Source organism: Streptomyces sp. NPDC048523, from assembly GCF_043199815.1.
Taxonomy (GTDB): domain Bacteria; phylum Actinomycetota; class Actinomycetes; order Streptomycetales; family Streptomycetaceae; genus Streptomyces.
Genome location: NZ_JBICWQ010000008.1, coordinates 101056 through 120390, shown reverse-complemented (window position 1 = coordinate 120390; position 19335 = coordinate 101056). Strand labels below are relative to the sequence as shown.

At 70.9% G+C, this 19335-nt stretch carries 17 protein-coding genes; 9 read left to right on the top strand and 8 right to left on the bottom strand.

Annotated elements, in window-relative coordinates; all coding sequences use genetic code 11:
- Window positions 1–64 precede the first annotated feature (64 nt).
- Window positions 65–652 carry a pyridoxamine 5'-phosphate oxidase family protein gene (locus ACGFWE_RS34550; protein WP_352390043.1) on the top strand — a complete coding sequence of 196 codons (588 nt, stop codon included), beginning with the start codon at window positions 65–67 and terminating at the stop codon, window positions 650–652.
- 55 nt (window positions 653–707) lie between these two features.
- On the opposite strand, the gene ACGFWE_RS34545 is transcribed toward ACGFWE_RS34550, so the two are convergent.
- Window positions 708–884, bottom strand: a complete 177-nt coding sequence (locus ACGFWE_RS34545; RefSeq protein ID WP_393604025.1) for a hypothetical protein — start codon at window positions 882–884, stop codon at window positions 708–710.
- A gap of 334 nt (window positions 885–1218) precedes the next feature.
- Here ACGFWE_RS34545 and ACGFWE_RS34540 point away from each other — a divergent pair, with 334 nt between their 5' ends.
- The 3 genes from ACGFWE_RS34540 to ACGFWE_RS34530 are packed head-to-tail and all read left to right on the top strand — an operon-like array spanning window position 1219 to window position 7149.
- A complete protein-coding gene (locus ACGFWE_RS34540; protein ID WP_393604023.1) occupies window positions 1219–6165 on the top strand; it encodes a caspase family protein in 4947 nt (1648 codons plus the stop codon).
- Window positions 6158–6547 carry a hypothetical protein gene (locus ACGFWE_RS34535; protein WP_393604021.1) on the top strand — a complete coding sequence of 130 codons (390 nt, stop codon included), beginning with the start codon at window positions 6158–6160 and terminating at the stop codon, window positions 6545–6547. The genes ACGFWE_RS34540 and ACGFWE_RS34535 overlap by 8 nt, the downstream gene beginning before the upstream one ends.
- Window positions 6544–7149: a hypothetical protein gene (locus tag ACGFWE_RS34530; RefSeq protein WP_352390047.1), complete on the top strand. Its 606-nt coding sequence runs from the start codon at window positions 6544–6546 to the stop codon at window positions 7147–7149. The genes ACGFWE_RS34535 and ACGFWE_RS34530 overlap by 4 nt, the downstream gene beginning before the upstream one ends.
- A gap of 13 nt (window positions 7150–7162) precedes the next feature.
- Here ACGFWE_RS34530 and ACGFWE_RS34525 read toward each other — a convergent pair whose 3' ends face one another.
- Window positions 7163–8608, bottom strand: a complete 1446-nt coding sequence (locus ACGFWE_RS34525; protein ID WP_393604019.1) for a sensor histidine kinase — start codon at window positions 8606–8608, stop codon at window positions 7163–7165.
- Window positions 8605–9345, bottom strand: a complete 741-nt coding sequence (locus ACGFWE_RS34520) for a response regulator transcription factor (protein ID WP_393604017.1) — start codon at window positions 9343–9345, stop codon at window positions 8605–8607. The genes ACGFWE_RS34525 and ACGFWE_RS34520 overlap by 4 nt, the downstream gene beginning before the upstream one ends.
- Window positions 9346–9495: 150 nt before the next feature.
- Between ACGFWE_RS34520 and ACGFWE_RS34515 the strand changes: the two genes are divergently transcribed.
- From ACGFWE_RS34515 to ACGFWE_RS34495, 5 genes are all read left to right on the top strand, one after another.
- Window positions 9496–10848, top strand: a complete 1353-nt coding sequence (locus ACGFWE_RS34515) for a ferric reductase-like transmembrane domain-containing protein (protein WP_393604015.1) — start codon at window positions 9496–9498, stop codon at window positions 10846–10848.
- Window positions 10849–10867: 19 nt separating this feature from the next.
- Window positions 10868–11296 (top strand): FMN-binding protein, encoded by a 429-nt coding sequence (locus ACGFWE_RS34510; protein ID WP_393604013.1) that lies wholly within the window; start codon window positions 10868–10870, stop codon window positions 11294–11296.
- Window positions 11297–11373: 77 nt separating this feature from the next.
- Window positions 11374–12756: a ferric reductase-like transmembrane domain-containing protein gene (locus ACGFWE_RS34505; RefSeq protein WP_393604011.1), complete on the top strand. Its 1383-nt coding sequence runs from the start codon at window positions 11374–11376 to the stop codon at window positions 12754–12756.
- A gap of 28 nt (window positions 12757–12784) precedes the next feature.
- Window positions 12785–13570 (top strand): FMN-binding protein, encoded by a 786-nt coding sequence (locus tag ACGFWE_RS34500; RefSeq protein ID WP_393604009.1) that lies wholly within the window; start codon window positions 12785–12787, stop codon window positions 13568–13570.
- The gene (locus tag ACGFWE_RS34495; protein WP_352390054.1) at window positions 13563–14363 is read left to right on the top strand and encodes an FAD:protein FMN transferase; all 801 of its coding nucleotides are present in this window, start codon (window positions 13563–13565) and stop codon (window positions 14361–14363) included. Before ACGFWE_RS34500 ends, ACGFWE_RS34495 begins: the two co-directional genes overlap by 8 nt.
- Before the next feature lie 80 nt (window positions 14364–14443).
- Here ACGFWE_RS34495 and ACGFWE_RS34490 read toward each other — a convergent pair whose 3' ends face one another.
- From ACGFWE_RS34490 to argC, 5 genes are read right to left on the bottom strand one after another with little or no spacing between them, the layout of a single operon-like run.
- Window positions 14444–14989: an arginine repressor gene (locus tag ACGFWE_RS34490; RefSeq protein ID WP_069761381.1), complete on the bottom strand. Its 546-nt coding sequence runs from the start codon at window positions 14987–14989 to the stop codon at window positions 14444–14446.
- Window positions 14990–15008: 19 nt separating this feature from the next.
- Window positions 15009–16193 (bottom strand): acetylornithine transaminase, encoded by a 1185-nt coding sequence (locus ACGFWE_RS34485; protein WP_393604007.1) that lies wholly within the window; start codon window positions 16191–16193, stop codon window positions 15009–15011.
- The gene (gene argB / locus ACGFWE_RS34480) at window positions 16190–17098 is read right to left on the bottom strand and encodes an acetylglutamate kinase (RefSeq protein ID WP_352390056.1); all 909 of its coding nucleotides are present in this window, start codon (window positions 17096–17098) and stop codon (window positions 16190–16192) included. Before argB ends, ACGFWE_RS34485 begins: the two co-directional genes overlap by 4 nt.
- Complete coding sequence (argJ, locus tag ACGFWE_RS34475; RefSeq protein ID WP_352390057.1) at window positions 17095–18270, bottom strand: bifunctional glutamate N-acetyltransferase/amino-acid acetyltransferase ArgJ; 1176 nt, start codon at window positions 18268–18270, stop codon at window positions 17095–17097. The genes argB and argJ overlap by 4 nt, the downstream gene beginning before the upstream one ends.
- Window positions 18267–19295 (bottom strand): N-acetyl-gamma-glutamyl-phosphate reductase, encoded by a 1029-nt coding sequence (gene argC, locus ACGFWE_RS34470; protein ID WP_393604004.1) that lies wholly within the window; start codon window positions 19293–19295, stop codon window positions 18267–18269. The genes argJ and argC overlap by 4 nt, the downstream gene beginning before the upstream one ends.
- Window positions 19296–19335: the final 40 nt, after the last annotated feature.

The following is a 19335-nucleotide window of genomic DNA, read 5'->3' as shown; positions in this document are numbered from 1 at the left end:
GTCGAGCAGATCGACGCCCGAATTCCTTAGACAGGCGAAAGGTATGCGCTCATAATCCTTAGATATGGGAAAGACTTATGAGCGCATAGACGGCCGGCTCCGCACCTTCATCGAGGCGCAGCCCCTCTTCTTCACCGCGACGGCTCCCCTGTCGGGCGACGGCACGGTCAACCTCTCCCCCAAGGGACTGCGCGGCTGTTTCGCGGTCCTCGACGAACTCACCGTGGCCTACCTCGACTTCGCCGGGTCCACCGCCGAGACGGTCGCGCATCTGCGGGAGAACGGCCGGATCACCCTCATGTGGTGCGCGTTCCAGGGGCCACCGAACATCGTCCGGGTGCACGGCCGCGGCGAGCCGGTCTTCCGGGACGACCCGCGCTTCAAGGAACTGCTCGCGCACTTCCCGGACATCGACCCGTCCCTGCACGGACTGCGGGCGATCGTCGTCGTGACGGCCGAACTGATCCGTGACTCCTGCGGTTACGCGGTGCCGTACATGGCGTACGAAGGCGACCGCGAGCTGCACGGCAAGCGGTTCGCGCGCGAGGACGACGAGTCGCTGAGCGCCTACTTCGCCAAGAAGGACCACATCGCCACGAGCCTGGACGGACTGCCCGGGCTGCCGTTGCCGTTGCCGCCGTCCACGGTCTGAGCCAGGCGAACACGCTCCGCTGCAGTCGCCGTTCTGGTGTCGGCACCGGGGGTACTCAGCTGATCACCGTCGTCGCCCCGACATCGAGCTCGACCCCGTCCCGCAGGTCCCACCCGGTGACCGTGCCCGACGTCGCCTCGCGGAACCAGCGGACGCACACGACACCGACCGGGCTGTACGGGCAGCCGTACGCCTTCGGGATCAAGGAGGCCCCGAGCGGGATCTCGTACAAGGACCTGACCGTGAAGCGGAGTTCGTGGCGGTCTCAGGACAACGCCTCGCTGTCCTACAACCGTTGGGGCGAGCTGCTCTGCGCCCCGCGCCCTGCCGGATCTCGGAGTCGGAGCACCTCATCTCCTGCTCGCCGCAGTACGCGTACGCGCTCGTCATCGGGGGAGACCACGAACGGCCCGTGCGGAAGCGGGGAGCCGGGATCTTCCTGCATGTCAACGGGCCAGGCCCCCACGGCCGGTTGGAGGTCGTCGCGCCGCTGCTCTCCGACCACCGCGATCTCCCCTCTCGCTGTCGGTGCCCGATGACATCATGTCCCTCTACGGGGAGGGCATATGGGACACGCGCGCAGAGCGCTGCTGATCGGGGTCGGGCGAGCACCTGCGACCGACGGACTGCTGGAGCCGCTCGACGAAGCGGTCGAGGCCGATCTGCGACTGATGGCCTCGGTCCTGGAGGGGGCCGACTACGAGGTGGAGGTCCTGGCGGACCCGGACCTCGACCTCATCCGGACGAAACTGTACGAGGTGGCTGGTGACGTGCCGGCCGACGGCACTCTGCTGCTGTACTTCACGGGGCACGGCATCCGGGTCGGCGGCAAGGACTACCTGGTTCCCGCCAACGCCAGACCCCCGCGCGAGGGCGCCTGGCGGGAGCCGTACCTGAGTTCGCTGCTGCCGGCGAGCATCAGTCCGCTGCTGGCGGAGTGCAAGGCCCAGGCCGTGCTCTGGCTCATCGACGCCTGTCGTACCGATCTCGGCGGGGGCGACACCGCCTTCGGTAACTCCATCGACAACGGCCCACCGAACGGCGGCTTCGCCGTACTGGCCGCCTGCTCCGCCGGTGAGCGCAGTGGTTACTCGGCGGAGGGAAGCTTCTTCACCCGTGGCCTCGCGGACGCGCTCAGCCCGCTGACACCCGCTCGGACCGTCGAAGAGGTTTTCGAGCTGGCTCGGTCCCGGACGGCCGCTGCCGCCCGCCGGCACCGGCTCACGCAAACGGCCTGGATCCACTACGGCACCAACGCCGAGGCGGCGACGCGCAAAGTGGAGATCTGTGAGGGCCGGCCCCTGCTGGAGACATGGCTGCGGGCGGCACGCGAGACACCGCTGTGGGAGCGGGTGCGACCGGAGGATCAGGGCCTGGTGCCCGAGTTCAGGGAACGCGTGGCCGTCTTCGTGGAGCAGTGCGCCCGGACGCTGCATCTCGCCCAGGGCCGGTTGCCCCGGCCCGACCCGTGGTCCGACGAGGCGTTTCCCGTCCGGCTGATCGGCACGGTGTTGCCCCGGGTGATGCCGGAGAGCCGGACGCTGTCCGCTGTCGAGGTGGCTCTTCTCGCCGCCGCCCCCTTTCTTCGGGAGGCATCCTGGGCCGACCGACTGAGCCAGGCTGTCGAGATCGATCCGTACGGCCCCAACCGGCCTCCGGGGACCGACGCCCACCGCAGGCACTACGAGCAGGTCAGGGCTCAACACTCGACGATCACTCGCAAAGGGGACCAGTGCCGCGCCCGTGGCCGGACGGAGGACGAGACCGCGGTCGCCATGTGGCTGGTGCACCGCTGGATCGCCGACCGCTTCGAGACCGACGACGAGCCCGTGCCGACGTCCCTGGCCGAGCCCTTGGTCGCGGCCCTGGGTGTGACGTCCGAGCGGGTGCGCGAGGTGGCGGAGCTGCTGTGCGCGGCGGCCTCGGCCATCAGTCTCGACGAACCGCCCGAGGATCCGTCCGGCCGCGGGCCCGGCAGAGTGGTCCTGCCGGACGGCCCGCAGCCGCTGCGGATGCGTCCCTTGGCCGCCCTGTTGCGGCTCGCCGGCGTCCTGTCGGTGGACGTGCGGATGTTCCCCGAGATCGCCGCCGAACACCTTGCCGTGACGGATCCGGTCCTGCCGCAGCACATCGTCGCCATCGCGCACGGTCTGAGCTGGGAGCGGGAGGACTCGGCACTGCACCTGGACGCGCCCTGCCCGCACCAGGCGGTGCACGCCGCCCTCGCCGAGATCACCGAGGAGGCCGACCAGCTCGCCGCGCGGATCCGCGACCGCGCCACCGAGCTGCCCGGCGCCGAGGCCTGCCTGCTGACGGATGTGCCGCGGCGTGTCACCGCCCGGTCCCTGAGACCGGCACGCACCAGCCGCGGAGCCGAGCCCTACGACCTGCCGCTGTTGCGTTTCCACCTCTCCCAGTCCGAGGTGCGTGAACTGCTGATGGGCGAGCAGCTGTACGGCGGAGACCCGACCCTCGCGCTGCGTGAGCTGTACCAGAACGCGATGGACGCCTGCCGGTACCGCGCGATGCGCTGGAAGTACCTCACGAGCAGCGGTGCGCGCCCCGCCGACTGGAACGGGCGGATCACGTTCACACAGGGCGAGGACGAGCGGGGGCGATACGTCGAGGCCCGGGACAACGGGGTGGGCATGAGCGCGGAGCTGCTCACCCACACCTTCACACGTGCCGGCAGCCGCTTCGAGCGATCCAAGGCATTCCGCAGGGAGCAGTCGCGCTGGTTGCGGCACGACCGCGCACTGCGGCTCTATCCCAACAGCCGTTTCGGCATCGGTGTGTTCAGCTACTTCATGCTCGCCGACGAGATGACGATCGTGACCCGCCCGGTCAGTCCCGACGGGATCCCCGCCGAGCACGCCCTGCGCGTCGACATTCCGGGGAGCGCCAGTCTGTTCCGTATCCGACGGCACACCGGGCCCGAGGATGGACTGGCGGAGGGAGGCACCCGGGTACGGCTCTATCTGCGGGAGGGAGCGGCCACGGAGGGGCTGTCGTGCACGCGGGTGCTCCGGGAGTTGGTCCGGCTGGGTGAGTTCGAGGTGGAGACCCTGGACGAGGAGGGGCATGGCCATCGGTGGCGGCCCGGGGAGTTGCAACCGCCGGTGAACAGCGGCACGTACGAGTGCCTGACCGCGATTCCCGACGTGCTGTGGTGGGTCGACGGCGAGGGGGCCGTCCTGTGCGACGGCGTGGCGACCGACCAGAAGCCGTTCGGCTATGTGCTGAACCTGACGGGTCCGCATGCCGGCAGGCTCAGCGTGAGCCGTACGGAGCTGCAGGACTTCGATCGCGGGTGGGCGGAGCAGCAGTGGCGAACAGGGGCCGAGGCGTTGTCGCGGTGGTCGGGGCTGACGGTGGCGTGGACGGCGGAGCTTGAGCGCAGGAGCCTGCGGGTGGCCCAGGTGCTCGACGAGGAGTGGCGGGGCAAGGGGGTCATGGTGACCCGGGAGGACGACGAGCCTCTGTCACTGGACGAAGTGGGCTGGTTCCGCTTCGACGAGCACCAGACGCCCGCCGGCATGGATGCGCGGATCGACCCGTGGCGCCGTGCCGTGCTCCGCGGGCGGTCGTACGGTGACCTCGCGCCGCCCCGCAGCCTCACCGGTTTTCCCGTACCCGCGCCCGGCGACGCGGACGTCATGGTCAGCAGCATCGGATCGTGGCGGCATGTCGCCGCCTATGCGGCCCGTCACGACATGACCCTCGCCGACCTGCTGCACCGCATGCGCAAGCTGCGTATCGCGGAGCCGGGCCTCTCGCCGCCCCCGACCGACGGAGCCGAGGGACTCGCCTGGGTTCCCTCGGAGCGTGACGCCCTCCTCGCGGATGCGCTGCGGGGCAGACTTGAATCCGAGAATTCCCACACGCGCGTCGTCAAGAGCGGCGACCGTATCGACGACCTCGGCGGCCTGGTGCTCGTCTCGGCGGCGCTGAACACCCCGCTGGGAGAACTGACTGAGCGGCTGGCCCGGCTCGCTCCGCTCCATGGCCTGGCGGTGCCCACACCGCCGGACCATCACGTGGACCACGTCTGTACCGAGGACGAGATCCGCGTCCTGTTCGTCGAGGCGGGTTACCAGACGCTGCGTCGCGTCGCGGGCCCCGCCGACATCCGTGCCGCCGCCCTCACTTCCGCTGAATCCGACGTATTGGCCCGTCTGAAGGAGTTCTCCTGGCTCGGCTGGACAACTCCTTCGCCGGTCGAGTGGGCGCCCTGGTCGGAGCTGGAGGCGGACAACGCCTACTTCGTGGACCAATCCGTTTCCCGACTGCCGGACGGACGCTTCCGACTGGACTGGGCCGCAACCATTTACGCGGCCGACCTTCTCCAGATCTCCCTTGCCGCCGCGGAGCAACGCGTGGCCGCGGTCGCGGCGGACCTCGGCCTGGTACACGAACCACGCTACGGCGACGGCCATCCGGCCGGCAGGGTGGTCCCCTCCCCCAGCACCGTCGAGTTCGTCGACTACCACGTGAGGTCGGCGGGGCGCGGCCTTGAGCGCGGTGTCAATCTGAGAGACCTCATCTTTTCCGAGACAGACGGCATGTCCACGGAGGAGGCAGTCGCCGGCCTGCGCGCCATGGGTGTCTCGGTGCCCGAGGGGTGGATCGACGGTTTTGACTCATGGAACAAGCTGGATCTGCGCACCCGTTATGCCCTCGCGGGAAACGATGCGGCCTACGACGACTACGACTTCCCCGCCGAGGCCCTCACCACTGCGGTGCTGGTCAACGCCGCCGCGCTCCTTCAGGAACCGCTGGGCGAGGTGTGGAGCCTCGCCGCCCAGCAGACTCCCGTCTTCGGACTCGACCTGCCGCCACTGCCACCGGCTCTCGCCGACCACCGTCCCTCCGAAAGTCTCTGCGACGCGCTGGGCACCTTCAGTACGCGCCACAGGGATGCGGGGCAGTCGGAGTGGATGCCTCTGACCCCAGTGGCACTGGCCCGTTACGCCAGGAGATTCGCCCTTCAACCAGCCATCGCTTACCAGCAGTTGTGCGAGTACGGCCCCCTCGGTGCTCTCGTTCCCCCGCTCACCGCGCAAGAGCTGGCCGGGTTGCCGCAGGAGGTCCCGGACGCTTGGGATCTCGTGGCCCTGTCCCCCGACCACCGGGGCTCCGCTCCCGAAAGCCCGTACACACCCCTCGACCTGGTCAGTATCGCCGCACGTCTCGGCGAACCGATCTCCGACACCGTCCGCAGGATCACGCCGTACCTCCCCCTGTTCGCCGCCCCCGCCGCCCTCCCCACGGCCCCCGACCCGGACACCGTCCCCTGCTGGCAAGACCTCACTCTCCTCACCCGGCACTTCGACGGCAGGCTCCCCGCCGTCGAAGGAGCCGTGACGCGACACCACATCGCGCTCGCCGCCGAGGCGACCCGTGAGAGTGAGGAGTGGATCAGGGGCCGACTACAGCTGTACGCAGGGATGTTCGGACTGACCATCCACGACTTCGACGAGCAGAACGAGAGCGGGACCCGCACAGATGACTGAACCCGAACCTCCAGCGCCTGCCCATGACTTCGCCCTCGCCTACGCCGAGGAGGACATGGGCCCGTCCGCCGCTCCCTTCGTTCGCACGCCGTCCGCCGACGGCCAGGGCGTCGTCGTCGAAGGCCTGTGCCCGCGCTGTCACGGACGGACGTCCACGGAGTACCGGTACGGGGCGCCCGGAACCGGCACCAAGGGGGTCAGAGCGTGGCTCACCGGCCGGCACCCCGCACCGGCCGAGGACGCCGACGCCGACCTCCTCACCCGCGAACTCCACTTCTGCGAGTGCGGGCATCCGCACACGAACCTTCCGCAGGACGCTCCTTTCACCGGATGCGGGGCCAGCTGGCGGATCGGCACCCCGACAGCGGGCAGGGTGTCGTGAGCGCGCAGTCCGACCGGCGCTGGGCGCAACTGGCCAGGGAGTCGGAGTTCTCCCAGCTCACCGAGTTGCGGAGGCAGGCTGAGGGCTGGCGCAACGGTTTGACCGGGCTCACCGCCCTGCTTGCGGTCATGGTGACGCTCCGCGGACGCGATGATCTGTCTCAGCTCCCGTCGGCCGCACGGCACACGGCCTCCGCCCTGCTCGGTACCGCGTTCCTCCTATTGGTCGTCGGCTCGGTGCTCGCGGTACGCGCGGCGCACGGTCGGCCGGGAGGCAGAGTGCTGCTGGCGGGGCAGGCGCTGCGCCGCTGGACCGAAGCGGAGACGGTTCGGGTCACCGGAGCGCTGCGGCAGGCATCGGTGTGCTGCGTCGCGGGGATCGTCCTGGTGTGCGGAGCGGTCGGGGTCGCCTGGACGACCACCGCGCCGCAACCGAGCCATGTGGTACGTGTGGTGACCACGAGCGGTGAGCGGTGCGGGGAGCTGCTGGGGGCCGGTCCGGACGACGTGGTGCTGCGGACGGACGCGGAGAAGCGGGTGGTGGTGTCGATGACGGCCGTGGTGTCGATGGTCCCGGTCGACTCGTGCGACGCCGCCCCCTGACGAGCCGCTCGGCTCACCCCGTGGGCGGAAGCCGGACGGCGAAGGTCGTCGATCCCGGCGCGCTCTCCAGCGTCACGCTTCCGCCGTGCGCCTCCACCACCGCCGCCACGATCGACAGCCCGAGGCCCGCGCCGCCGGTCTCCGCCTTGGTGCTGCGGTCGGCGCGGGTGAAGCGTTCGAAGACGCCTGGCTGGACGTCCTCGGGGATGCCGGGGCCGTTGTCGTGGACCTTCAGGAGCGCCGTGGTGCCGTCGGTCTCCAGCGACACCGTCACCTTGGTGCCGGCCGGGGTGTGCAGGCGGGCGTTGGACAGCAGGTTGGCCAGGACCTGGTGGAGGCGGTGTTCGTCGCCCGTCACCGTGACCGGGTCCTCCGGGAGGTCCAGCTCCCAGCGGTGACCGGAACCGGTGGCCCGCGCGTCCGTGAGGGCGTCGAGGACCAGGCGGGTGAGGTCGACGGGGGCGGCCTCCAGGGGGCGGCCGGCGTCCAGGCGGGCCAGGAGGAGCAGGTCGTCGACCATGGCGCCCATGCGGGTCGATTCGGCGGCGATGCGTTCCAGGGCCCGGGTGATCTCCGGCGGCAGCGGGCCCGGGTGCAGCAGGGCGAGTTCGGCGTGGCCGCGCACCGAGGCGACCGGGGTGCGCAGTTCGTGGCTGGCGTCGGCGGCGAAGCTGCGCAGCCGTTCCTCGCTGGCGTGGCGTTTGGTGAGGGCGTCCTCGACATGGCCGAGCATGCGGTTGAAGGCGCCGGCGACCTGGCCCACCTCGCCGCGCGGGTCGGACTCGGGAGCGCGGGGCGGCAGCGCCACCTCGCCGCTGGCCAGCGGGAGTTCGCTGACCCGGGTGGCGGTCGCGGCGACCCGGCTGAGCGGGCGCAGGGACCAGCGCACCCACAGGGCGCCCGCGACACCGGCGGCGGTGAGGGCGGCGCCGAAGACGATTCCGCCGACCAGTTCCAGGCGGTGGACGGTGGCCTCGACGGGCTCCAGGGGCAGGCCGGTGACCAGGATGTCACCGTCGAGGCCCCGGGTGGCGAGGAGCCGGTAGCCGCCCAGGGCGGCGAAGTCGACGCTGTGGCCCCTGCCGTCGACCGGGACCGCGGCGAGCCGTTTCCGGTCGACGGCGGTGAGGTCGACGTTCAGGGTGCCGCTCGAGCGGACGACCGCGGCATCGGTCACGGTGTCGTTCACGAGCCGGGCGCCGAAGGTGCCCGTCGCCTGCCGACGGGTGTCGCCGTGCTCGTCGCCGTCGTGATCGTCCTTCTGCGGCTTCCCCTTGAGTTCCAGGCTCACGGCGAAGCGGTTCCCGGCCTCGGTCAGCTGCTCGTCGAGGCGGTTGGTGAGGAAGCCGCTCAGGGCGAGGACCGCGGCCACTCCGACCGCGGCACAGCTCACCGCCAGCAGCACCACGAGGCCGAGGGTGAGCCGGGCCCGCAGCGTGTGCGGCCGCAGGTCCCTCACGGCGTCACCGGCTTGATCACGTATCCCGCCCCGCGCACGGTGTGGATCATCGGCTCGCGGCCGGCGTCCACCTTCTTGCGCAGGTAGGAGATGTACAGCTCGACGACATGGGCGCGGCCGCCGAAGTCGTAGGACCACACCCGGTCGAGGATCTGTGCCTTGCTGAGGACGCGGCGCGGGTTGCGCATGAGGAACCGCAGCAGCTCGAACTCGGTCGGCGACAGTTCGACCAGCTCGCCGGCGCGGGTGACCTCGCGGGCCTCCTCGTCCATGACCAGGTCGCCCAGGGCCAGCCGGGGGCCCTCGTCGAGCTGACGGGCCATGCCCGCGCGGCGCAGCAGTCCGCGCAGCCGGGCGACGACCTCCTCCAGGCTGAACGGCTTGGTCACGTAGTCGTCGCCGCCGGCCGTGATGCCCTTGATCCGGTCCTCGACCGCGTCCCGGGCGGTCAGGAAGAGCACGCAGACGTCGGCCTTCACGGTGTGCAGGGTGCGCAGCACGGCGAAGCCGTCGGTGTCCGGGAGCATCACGTCCAGGACCACGGCGTCGGGCAGCAGCTCCCGGGCCGCGGTGACCGCCGAGGCCCCGTCGCCGGCCGTGCGGACCTGCCAGCCCTCGTAGCGCAGGGCGCCGGAGAGGACCTCGGCGAGGTCGGGGTCGTCGTCGACGACGAGGACGCGCAGCGGGGTGCCGTCGGGGCGGGTGAGGGCGGGGCGGCCGGAGCGTGCGGTGTTCATGTCCTCTCCAGGATCACCCCTGGCCGGGGCGGCGGGAGCCCCGGAAAGCTCTGAGTTTCCTCTGAGTGCGCTCTGCGGGGTGCCCGTTCAGAGGGTCCTGAGAAGTTCGCCTTGCACAGTGGCGTCCGGGACAGGCGAGAGGACGCACCTATGACCACCGTGTACGAGCGGCGGGCCGCACCGGCCGTGGCGCCACCCGCGCGACGCTCCCCCGCGGGTGCCGTGTCGGCCCTGCTGTGGGCCGGGGCGGCGGCCGTGATCGCCCTGTGGTGGGCGGACACCGGTTCCGTGGTCGGTGCGGCCGGGTGGCTGACCGGCGGCGGACGGATCGCCGGGCTGCTGTGCGGGTACGCCTGCGCGGTACTGGTGGGTCTCATGGCGCGCGTCCCGCTGCTGGAGGAGCGGATCGGCTCGGACCGGGTGGCACGCTGGCACGCGATGGCCGGCCGCTACACCGTCTGCCTGCTGCTCGCGCACATCGGGCTGGTCCTCGCCGGGTACGCCGCCCAGGACAGCGCCTCGCTGTGGCACGAGACGGTCACCGTGGTCCTGGACTATCCGGAGATGCTCAAGGCGACCGCCGGCACGGTCATCCTCCTCGCGGTCGGCGTCACCTCCGCGCGCGCGGTGCGCCGCCGTACCGGTCACGAGTTCTGGTACTACGTCCATCTCCTCACGTACGCGGCCGTGTTCCTCGTCTTCGGCCACCAACTGGCCCTCGGCAACGACCTGAGCGGGAACGCCGTGGCCACGGCCGCCTGGTACACGCTGTACCTGGGAGTCGCGGCCCTGGTCCTGTGGTTCCGGATCCTCGCCCCGGTGCGGCTGAACCTGCGGCACCGGTTGCGCGTGGAGTCCGTGCACCAGGAGGCGCCGGGTGTGTGGTCCGTCGTCGTGCACGGCCGGGAGCTGGACCGACTGGGCGCGCGGGCCGGGCAGTTCTTCCGCTGGCGGTTCCTCGCCGACGGTCTGCGGTGGACGTCGACGCCGTACTCCCTGTCGGCGCCGCCCCGCCCCGACCGCATGCGCATCACGGTCAAGGCGCTCGGCGGTCACAGCGCGGCCGTGGCGTTGCTGCGGCCGGGCACGCGGGTGTGGGCGGAGGGGCCGTACGGCTCCCTGACCGGGGACCGGCAGACCTCCTCCAGGTCGCTGCTGATCGCGGGCGGGGTCGGTATCACCCCGCTGCGGGCGCTGTTCGAGACCCTGCCGGGCGAGGCCACCCTCCTGTACCGGGCACGCACGGTCGAGGACCTCGCGCTGGGCGGGGAGTTGGAGGCCGTCGCGCGCCGGCGCGGGGCGAAGGTGCACTACCTCCTCAACGGACCCCAGGGGCAACGGCCGCGGATCACCGCCGAGTCGCTGCGGTCGGCCGTCCCCGGTCTGGCCGGTCACGACGTCTACCTCTGCGGACCGCACGGGTTCGCCCGGGAGCTGTACGAGGAGCTGCGCGCCGCGGGAGTTCCCGATCGCCGTATCCACCACGAATCCTTCGAGCTGTGAGAACTGTGAGGCCGCACACGTGCACGCGTTGAGAAAGAACCGCCCGCTGCGCCGGATCGTGCTGGCGAGCGCAGCCACCGTCTCCGGCATGGTGATGCTGCTGTCGCTGAAGCCGCACAGCACGCCTGCCGTCGCCGTGACGACCCGGTCCACCGCCCCCGCGGTCACGGGGACCCGGACCGTCACCGGCGACACCGTCCAGACCCGCTGGGGGCCGGTCCAGGTCCGCATCACCCTCAAGGACGGCAAGCTCACCGAGGTCACGGCGGTCACCTACCCGACGGACAACCCGCGGGACCAGGAGATCAACAGCTACGCCCTGCCCCGGCTGCGGAGCGAGGCCCTCCAGGCCCAGAGCGCGGACATCGACACGGTCTCGGGGGCCACCTACACGAGCGATGGTTACCGCCAGTCACTCCAGTCCGCACTGGACTCCGCGGGCGGCTGAACACACCGGCGTCACGGCACGTATCTGAGGACCAAGGGACCACGCCCACCCCCCTTGCCCCCGTCCCCGGAGGAAACGTGACCACCACGCTCGCAGGCGGCCGCGCCGCCCGCCGTCAGACGATGCGCCGCATCCGCCCGCGCCGTTCCCCGGCGACCGTCCTGCTGATCGCCGTATGGGCGGGAGCGGCCGGTGTGCTGTGGCTGTGGTGGCACAACACGCCGTCCGTGGCCGACGACAACAGCAAGATCCTCAACGCGGGCCGGATCACCGGTCTGCTGGCCGGTTATCTGATGGCGCTCGTGGTGCTCCAGATGGCCCGGGTGCCCGCGCTGGAACGCCGCGTCGGCTCCGACCGGGTCGCCCGCTGGCACGCGATGACCGGCCGCTACACGCTCTGTCTGGTCGTCGCCCACGTCTTCCTGATCATGTGGGGTTACGCCCTGCAGGCCGGCAAGGGGCTCGGTGACATCGTCCAGCAGACGATGGACTCCATCAACCAGCTGCCGGACATGGGCAAGGCGGCCATCGGTACCGGTCTGCTGTTCGTCATCGGCCTGATGTCGATCGGCGGAGTCCGCCGCAGGATCCCGTACGACACCTGGTACCACGTGCACCTGCTGACGTACGCGGCGGTCTTCCTGACCTTCTGGCACCAGCTGACCACAGGCAACGACTTCGCGGTCGAGCCGGTCGCCAAGACCGTCTGGTACGCGCTGTACGGCTCGGTCACCGCGCTGGTGCTCTGGTACCGGATCCTTACCCCGATCCGGCTGAACCTGCGGCACCGGATGTACGTCGAGGCGGTCGTCGAGGAGACGCCCGGCGTGGTGTCGGTGCTGATCGGCGGGCGCAAGCTGCACCGGATGGGCGCGGAGGCCGGCCAGTTCTTCCGCTGGCGCTTCCTCGCGCCGGGCATGCGGTTCAGCTCCCACCCGTACTCGCTGTCCGCGGCGCCCCGGCCGGGCATGCTGCGGATCACGGTGAAGGCGATCGGCGACCACAGCGAGCGGCTGCGCGAGCTGGTGCCCGGCACCAAGGTGTGGGCCGAGGGGCCGTACGGCGCCCTGACCGCCCAGCGCCGGAGCCGCGGCAAGGTGTTGCTGGTGGCCGGTGGTGTCGGCATCACGCCGATGCGGGCCCTGTTCGAAACGCTGCCGGGCGCGGCCGGTGACATCACCCTGCTGTACCGGGCCAACACCACCCAGGACCTGGCCCTGTGGGACGAGCTCTCCGCCATCGCGGACGAGCGCGGCGCCCGTCTGATGTACGCGGTGAACAGCCCGGACGGGGAGCGCCCGGACATCTCCGCGGAGTCCCTCCAGCGCAAGCTCCCCGACATCGACAAGCACGACGTGTTCATGTGCGGGCCGAACGGTTTCGCGCAGTCCGTGTACGAAGCACTGCGCGGCGCGGGTGTGCCCGCCCGCCGCATCCATCACGAGTCGTTCGAGATGTGACGACGGGAATTCAGGAGCTGTTGAAGCGATGAGGAAGAGTCACCCCGTCCGTCGAGTCGTGCTCGCGACCGCCGCCACCGTCTCCGGTGTCGTGCTGCTGCTGTCGCTGAAGCCGTCCTCGGACCCCGCGTCCGCCCAGGCGGGCGGTGCGGTTCCGCAGCAGACGGCGGCGGCGCAGGAGTCGGCCCAGGGCGGCACCGGGGCGGCCGCCGGCGGCGCGGTCACCGGGGACGTGGTCCAGACCCAGTACGGACCCGTCCAGGTCCGCATCACCGTCAGCGGCAACAAGATCACCAAGGCCGAGGCGGTCCAGGCGCCCAAGGGCGGGACGAGCGACCAGAAGACCGCCCTGTCCGTACCGAAGCTCAACCAGGCCGTGGTCGCCAAGCAGAGCCCGGAGATCGACACGGTCTCGGGGGCGACCTACACGAGCGAGGGCTACAAGAAGTCGCTCCAGTCGGCGATCGACAAGGCGAACCAGGCCGCCTCCCAGGCCCAGCCTTCGGCGCAGCCGTCCCAGCCCGCCGGCGGCGCGGCGGCCGCCAAGACGGTGACCGGTGCCGTGTCGCAGACGCAGTACGGCCCGGTCCAGGTCCGGATCACCGTCAGCGGCGGCAAGGTCACCAAGGCCGAGGCCGTGCAGGCGCCGAAGGGCGGGACGAGCGACCAGAAGACGGCGCTGTCCATCCCGAAGCTCAACCAGGAGGCGGTGGCGGCCGGCAGCGCGGACATCGACTCGGTGTCGGGTGCCACCTACACCAGCGAGGGCTACAAGAAGTCGCTCCAGTCCGCGCTGGACCAGGCCGGTGGCTGACACGGTGGCCGAGCCGGCACAAGCTCCCGCCGCGGTACGTCACGCGGAGGAGGTCATGGGGACGGTCTTCTCCTTCGACGTCCGCGGCGGGGAACCCCTTGCCGTGCAGGCGGCACTGCGGGAGGCGGTGGCGGGGCTGCACCGCGTGAACGAGGTGTTCAGCACCTACCGCGACGACAGCCAGGTCTCCCGCCTGGCCCGCGGTGAACTGGCCCTGGACGACTGCGATCCCGAGGTCGCCGAGGTCCTCGAGCTCGGCGCCGAGGCCGAGCGGTCGAGCGACGGCTGGTTCAGCCTGCGCTACGAGGGCCGCCTCGACCCCACCGGCATCGTCAAGGGCTGGGCGGTGGAACGCGCGGCCCGCCGTGTCGCCGAGTCGGGCGCGACGGGCGTCAGCGTCAACGGCGGCGGAGACGTCCAGCTGCTGGGCGTACCGGGCCCGGAACGCCCGTGGCGGGTCGGGGTCTCGGACCCCCTGCGCCCGGGCGGCCTGGCCGCGGTGGTCTCGGCTGCGGGTGCGCCGGAGCTGGCCGTGGCGACGTCCGGCACGGCCGAACGCGGCGCCCACATCGTCGACCCCCGCACGGGCCGCTCCGCGGTGACGGACCTGCTGGCGGTGACGGTGGTCGCCCCGACCGTGACCTGGGCGGACTGCTGGGCGACGGCGGCGTTCGCGATGGGTTCGAGGGAGGGCCTGGCGTGGCTGGAGTCCTTGCCGGACGTGGAGGCCCTACTGATCACGGCGGGCGATGAGGTCAGGTGTACAGGGGGCCTGGCAGCTCGACTCGGGTGAGTCGATCTCCCTAGGGGCGCGGGGAACTGCGCGACCAGCCACGGACGACCCGCACCCGGCACACAACAGTTCCACCCCCTTCAGTGCCCGTTCTGAGCCAACCGCAACAAATGCTCGGCCAGCGCCTGCCCACCCGTAGGATTCCGGCTGATCAACATCAACGTGTCGTCACCGGCAATCGTCCCCAAGATGTCATGCAGCTCGGCCTGATCAATCGCCGACGCCAAGAACTGCGCAGCCCCCGGAGGGGTCCGCAGGACCACGAGATTCGCCGAAGCCTCCGCGGAGATCAGCAGCTCCTGTGAGAGCCGCCGCATCCGCTCCTCCTTGGCGGACTCCCCCAACGGCGCCCGAGGGGTCCGGAAACCCCCCTCACTGGGCACCGCGTAGATGAGGTCCCCGTCGTTGTTGCGGATCTTCACCGCGTTCAGCTCGTCGAGGTCCCGGGAGAGCGTCGCCTGCGTGACGCTCAGCCCGTCGTCGGACAGCAGCTTCGCCAACTGGCTCTGCGACCGCACCGGTTGCCGGTTGAGGATGTCCACGATCCGGCGGTGGCGCGCGGTACGCGTCTGCGGCACCGCGGGCCCCGCGACCCCGTTGTGCTCGTGATCCTGCGCATGGCTCATCGTCGTCTCATTCTCCGGATCATCCGTCTCCCTCGGCGGCACCCAGGATGCCGGGGAGAGCCTGAACAAGCGCGTCCACTTCGTCGTCGCCGAGGTTCAGCGGCGGCATCAGCCGTACGACATCGGGGGCGGGCGCGTTCACCAGGAAACCGGCGTCCTGAGCCGCCTGCTGCACCTGCGGCGCGAGCGGCTCGGTGAGCACGATACCCAGGAGGAGTCCGGCACCCCGGACGTGGGCGATCATGGGGTGCCCCAGTGACTCGATCCCGTCCCGCAACTTCTCGCTCTGCCGCTTGACGTTCTCCAGCAACCCGTCGTACGCGATGGTGTCGAGGACGGCGAGTCCCGCCGCGCACGCGACCGGGTTCCCGCCGAAGGTCGTGCCGTGCTGCCCCGGCTGGAGCAGCTCCGCGGCCCGCCCGAAGGCGACGGTCGCGCCGAGCGGCAGTCCGCCGCCGAGCTGCTTGGCGAGGGTGACCACGTCCGGCAGCACGCCCTCGTGGGCCTGGTACTCGAACCAGTGCCCGGTACGGCCGATGCCGGTCTGCACCTCATCCAGGACCAGCAGCGCGCCCTTGGCCGCCGTGATCGCCCGGGCCGCCTTGAGGTAGCCGGCCGGGGGCACCACCACACCGTTCTCGCCCTGGATGGGCTCGATGACGACGAGTGCGGTGTCCTCGGTGACCGCGGCGGCCAGGGCCTGTGCGTCGCCGTACGGCACATGTGTGACGTCGGCGGGCAGCGGCTCGAAGGGGGTCCGCTTGGCGGGCTGGCCGGTGAGCGCGAGGGCGCCCATGGTCCGGCCGTGGAAGCCGCCGTCGGTGGCGACCATGTGGGTGCGCCCGGTCAGCCGGCCGATCTTGAAGGCGGCCTCGACGGACTCGGCGCCGGAGTTGCAGAAGAAGACCTTGCCGTCCCGGCCGAAGAGCTGGAGCAGCCGCTCGGCGAGGGCGACGGTGGGCTCCGCCATGAAGAAGTTGGAGATGTGGCCGAGGGCGGCGATCTGCTTGCTGACGGCCTCGACGATCGCCGGGTGGGCGTGACCGAGCGCGTTGGTGGCGATGCCGCCGACGAAGTCGTAGTACTGCCTGCCCTCGCTGTCCCAGACCTTGAGGCCCTCACCGCGGACCAACGGCAGCCTCGGGGTGCCGTAGTTGTTCATGAGCGATCCCTGCCACCGCTCGGTCAGTTCCGCGTTGCTCATGAATCCCCCTGTCCGTCCGGCACGACCATCGTGCCGATGCCCTCGTCGGTGAAGATCTCCAGCAGGATCGAGTGCTGGACCCGCCCGTCGATGACCCGGGCCGTGGTCACGCCGTTGCGTACGGCGTGCAGGCAGCCCTCCATCTTCGGGACCATGCCGGAGCTCAACTCCGGCAGCAGCTTCTCCAGTTGGGAAGCCGTGAGGCGGCTGATCACCTCGTCGCTGTGGGGCCAGTCCTCGTAGAGGCCCTCGACGTCCGTGAGGACCATGAGGGTTTCGGCGTCCAGAGCAGCAGCGAGTGCCGCAGCCGCCGTATCAGCATTGACGTTGTAGACATGTCCGTCGTCCTGGCTACGGGCGATCGAGGAGACGACCGGGATCCGGCCGTCGGCGAGCAGCGCCTGGATCGCGCCCGTGTCGATCGCGGTGATCTCGCCGACCCGCCCGATGTCGACCAACTCGCCGTCGATCTCGGGCTGGTGCTTGGTGGCGCTGATGGTGTGCGCGTCCTCGCCGGTCAACCCGACGGCGAGGGGCCCGTGTTGGTTGAGCAGGTTGACCAGCTCGCGCTGCACCTGCCCGGCGAGCACCATCCGTACGACGTCCATGGCGTCCTCGGTGGTGACGCGCAGGCCGGCCTTGAACTCGCTGACGATGCCGTGCTTGTCGAGGGCGGCGCTGATCTGCGGGCCGCCGCCGTGCACGACGACCGGCTTGAGTCCGGCGTGGTGCAGGAAGACGACGTCCTGGGCGAACGCGGCCTTGAGGTCCTCGTCGATCATGGCGTTGCCGCCGAACTTGATGACGACGGTCTTGCCGTTGTGCCGGACCAGCCAGGGCAGCGCCTCGATGAGGATCTGGGCCTTCGGGAGCGCGGTGTGCTTACGGGTGGATCCAGTGCTCATGACGAGTACGCGCTGTTCTCGTGGACGTAGTCGGCGGTGAGGTCGTTGGTCCAGATCGTGGCGGTCTCGGACCCGGCGGCGAGGTCGGCGACGATGTGCACCTCGCGGTAGCGCATGTCGACCTTGTCGCGGTCCTCGCCGACGCCGCCGTTCTTGCAGACCCAGACGCCGTTGATGGCGACGTTCAATTGGTCGGGCTCGAAGGCGGCCTTGGTGGTGCCGATCGCGGAGAGCACGCGGCCCCAGTTGGGGTCCTCGCCGTGGATCGCGCACTTGAGGAGGTTGTTGCGGGCGATGGAGCGGCCCACTTCGACGGCGTCGTCCTCGCTCGCGGCGCCCACCACCTCGACCTTGATGTCCTTGCTGGCGCCCTCGGCGTCCCGGATCAGCTGCTGTCCGAGGTCGTCGCAGACGGTCCGTACGGCCTCGGCGAACTCCTCGTACTCCGGGGTGACTTCGGAGGCGCCGGAGGCGAGCAGCAGCACGGTGTCGTTGGTGGACATGCAGCCGTCGGAGTCGACACGGTCGAAGGTGGTCCGGGTGGCGGCGCGCAGGGCCCGGTCCAGGGCCTCGCTCTCCAGGTCCGCGTCGGTGGTGAGGACGACGAGCATGGTGGCGAGGCCGGGGGCGAGCATGCCCGCGCCCTTGGCCATGCCGCCGACGGTCCAGCCTCCCCCAGACTCCGTCCGGGGGGACCCCCAGGTCACGACGGACGTCTTGTGGACGGTGTCGGTGGTCTTGATGGCGATGGCGGCCTTCTCACCGCCGTGCTCGGACAGGTGGGCCGCGGCGGCCTCGACTCCCGGCAGGAGCTTGTCCATCGGGAGCAGCAGGCCGATGAGGCCGGTGGAGGCGACGGCCACCTCGCCCGCGCCGATGTCCAGCACCTCGGCGACCTTCTCGGCGGTGGCGTGCGTGTCCTGGAAGCCCTTGGGGCCCGTACAGGCGTTGGCGCCACCGGAGTTGAGGACCACCGCGGAGAGCTGACCGCTCTTGAGGACCTGCTCGGACCACAGGACGGGCGCGGCCTTCACGCGGTTGGAGGTGAAGACGCCGGCGGCGGCGCGGCGGGGCCCGGTGTTGACCACGAGGGCCAGGTCCGGGTTGCCGTTCTCCTTGATTCCGGCGGCGATACCGGCCGCCTGGAATCCCTTTGCTGCCGTGACGCTCACGGTGCGACTCCGATCGTGGAAAGACCGAGCTCCTCGGGGAGACCGAGGGCGAGGTTCATGCTCTGGACGGCACCGCCCGCGGTGCCCTTGGCCAGGTTGTCGATGGCGCTGATCGCGATGATGCGGCCCACGGACTCGTCGAGGGCGACCTGCACCTGAACGCCGTTCGAACCGTAGACGGATGCCGTGGCGGGCCACTGTCCCTCGGGGAGCAGGTGCACGAAGGGCTCGTCGGCGAAGGCCTTCTCGTAGGCGGCGCGGACGGACTCGGCGGTGACGCCGGGCTGCGCCTTGGCGCTGCAGGTGGCGAGGATGCCGCGGGGCATCGGCGCGAGGGTAGGGGTGAAGGAGACGCTCACCTCGGAACCGGCCGCCGCGCTGAGGTTCTGGACGATCTCCGGCGTGTGCCGGTGGCCGCCGCCGACGCCGTACGGCGACATGGAGCCCATGACCTCGCTGCCCAGCAGGTTCGGCTTGGGCGCCTTGCCCGCGCCGGAGGTGCCGGAGGCGGCGACGATCACGGCCTCGGGCTCGGCGAGGCCGGCGGCGTAGGCCGGGAAGAGGGCGAGCGTGACGGCGGTCGGATAGCAGCCGGGCACCGCGATCCGCCGGGTCCCCTCCAGCGCGGCGCGGGCTCCCGGCAGTTCGGGAAGGCCGTAGGGCCAGGTGCCGGCGTGCGCGGAGCCGTAGAACTTCTCCCAGTCGGCCGCGTCCTTCAGCCGGAAGTCGGCGCCCATGTCCACGACGAGGACGTCCGGGCCGAGCTGTTCGGCGACGGCGGCGGACTGTCCGTGCGGCAGGGCGAGGAAGACGACCTCGTGTCCGGCGAGGACATCGGCCGTGGTCTCCTGGAGTACCCGGTCGGCCAGCGGCAGCAGGTGCGGCTGGAGCGCGCCGAGCTTCTGCCCGGCGTTGGAGTTGCCGGTCAGCGCGCCGACCTCGACCTCGGGGTGCGCGAGGAGCAGTCGCAGGACCTCACCGCCCGCGTACCCGCTCGCTCCGGCCACCGCCGCACGTACCGCCATGTCATCCTCCTCCTGGACGGCATGACTATACGTTTCGCTG

Bases quoted from the DNA above. Each gene is read 5' to 3' on its own strand.
- ACGFWE_RS34520 (WP_393604017.1), bottom strand. From the start codon at position 9,345: ATGAACACCGCACGCTCCGGCCGCCCCGCCCTCACCCGCCCCGACGGC.
- ACGFWE_RS34515 (WP_393604015.1), top strand. From the start codon at position 9,496: ATGACCACCGTGTACGAGCGGCGGGCCGCACCGGCCGTGGCGCCACCC.
- ACGFWE_RS34540 (WP_393604023.1), top strand. From the start codon at position 1,219: ATGGGACACGCGCGCAGAGCGCTGCTGATCGGGGTCGGGCGAGCACCT.
- argB (WP_352390056.1), bottom strand. From the start codon at position 17,098: ATGAGCACTGGATCCACCCGTAAGCACACCGCGCTCCCGAAGGCCCAG.
- ACGFWE_RS34500 (WP_393604009.1), top strand. From the start codon at position 12,785: ATGAGGAAGAGTCACCCCGTCCGTCGAGTCGTGCTCGCGACCGCCGCC.
- ACGFWE_RS34550 (WP_352390043.1), top strand. From the start codon at position 65: ATGGGAAAGACTTATGAGCGCATAGACGGCCGGCTCCGCACCTTCATC.
- ACGFWE_RS34490 (WP_069761381.1), bottom strand. From the start codon at position 14,989: ATGAGCCATGCGCAGGATCACGAGCACAACGGGGTCGCGGGGCCCGCG.
- argC (WP_393604004.1), bottom strand. From the start codon at position 19,295: ATGGCGGTACGTGCGGCGGTGGCCGGAGCGAGCGGGTACGCGGGCGGT.
- ACGFWE_RS34535 (WP_393604021.1), top strand. From the start codon at position 6,158: ATGACTGAACCCGAACCTCCAGCGCCTGCCCATGACTTCGCCCTCGCC.
- ACGFWE_RS34485 (WP_393604007.1), bottom strand. From the start codon at position 16,193: ATGAGCAACGCGGAACTGACCGAGCGGTGGCAGGGATCGCTCATGAAC.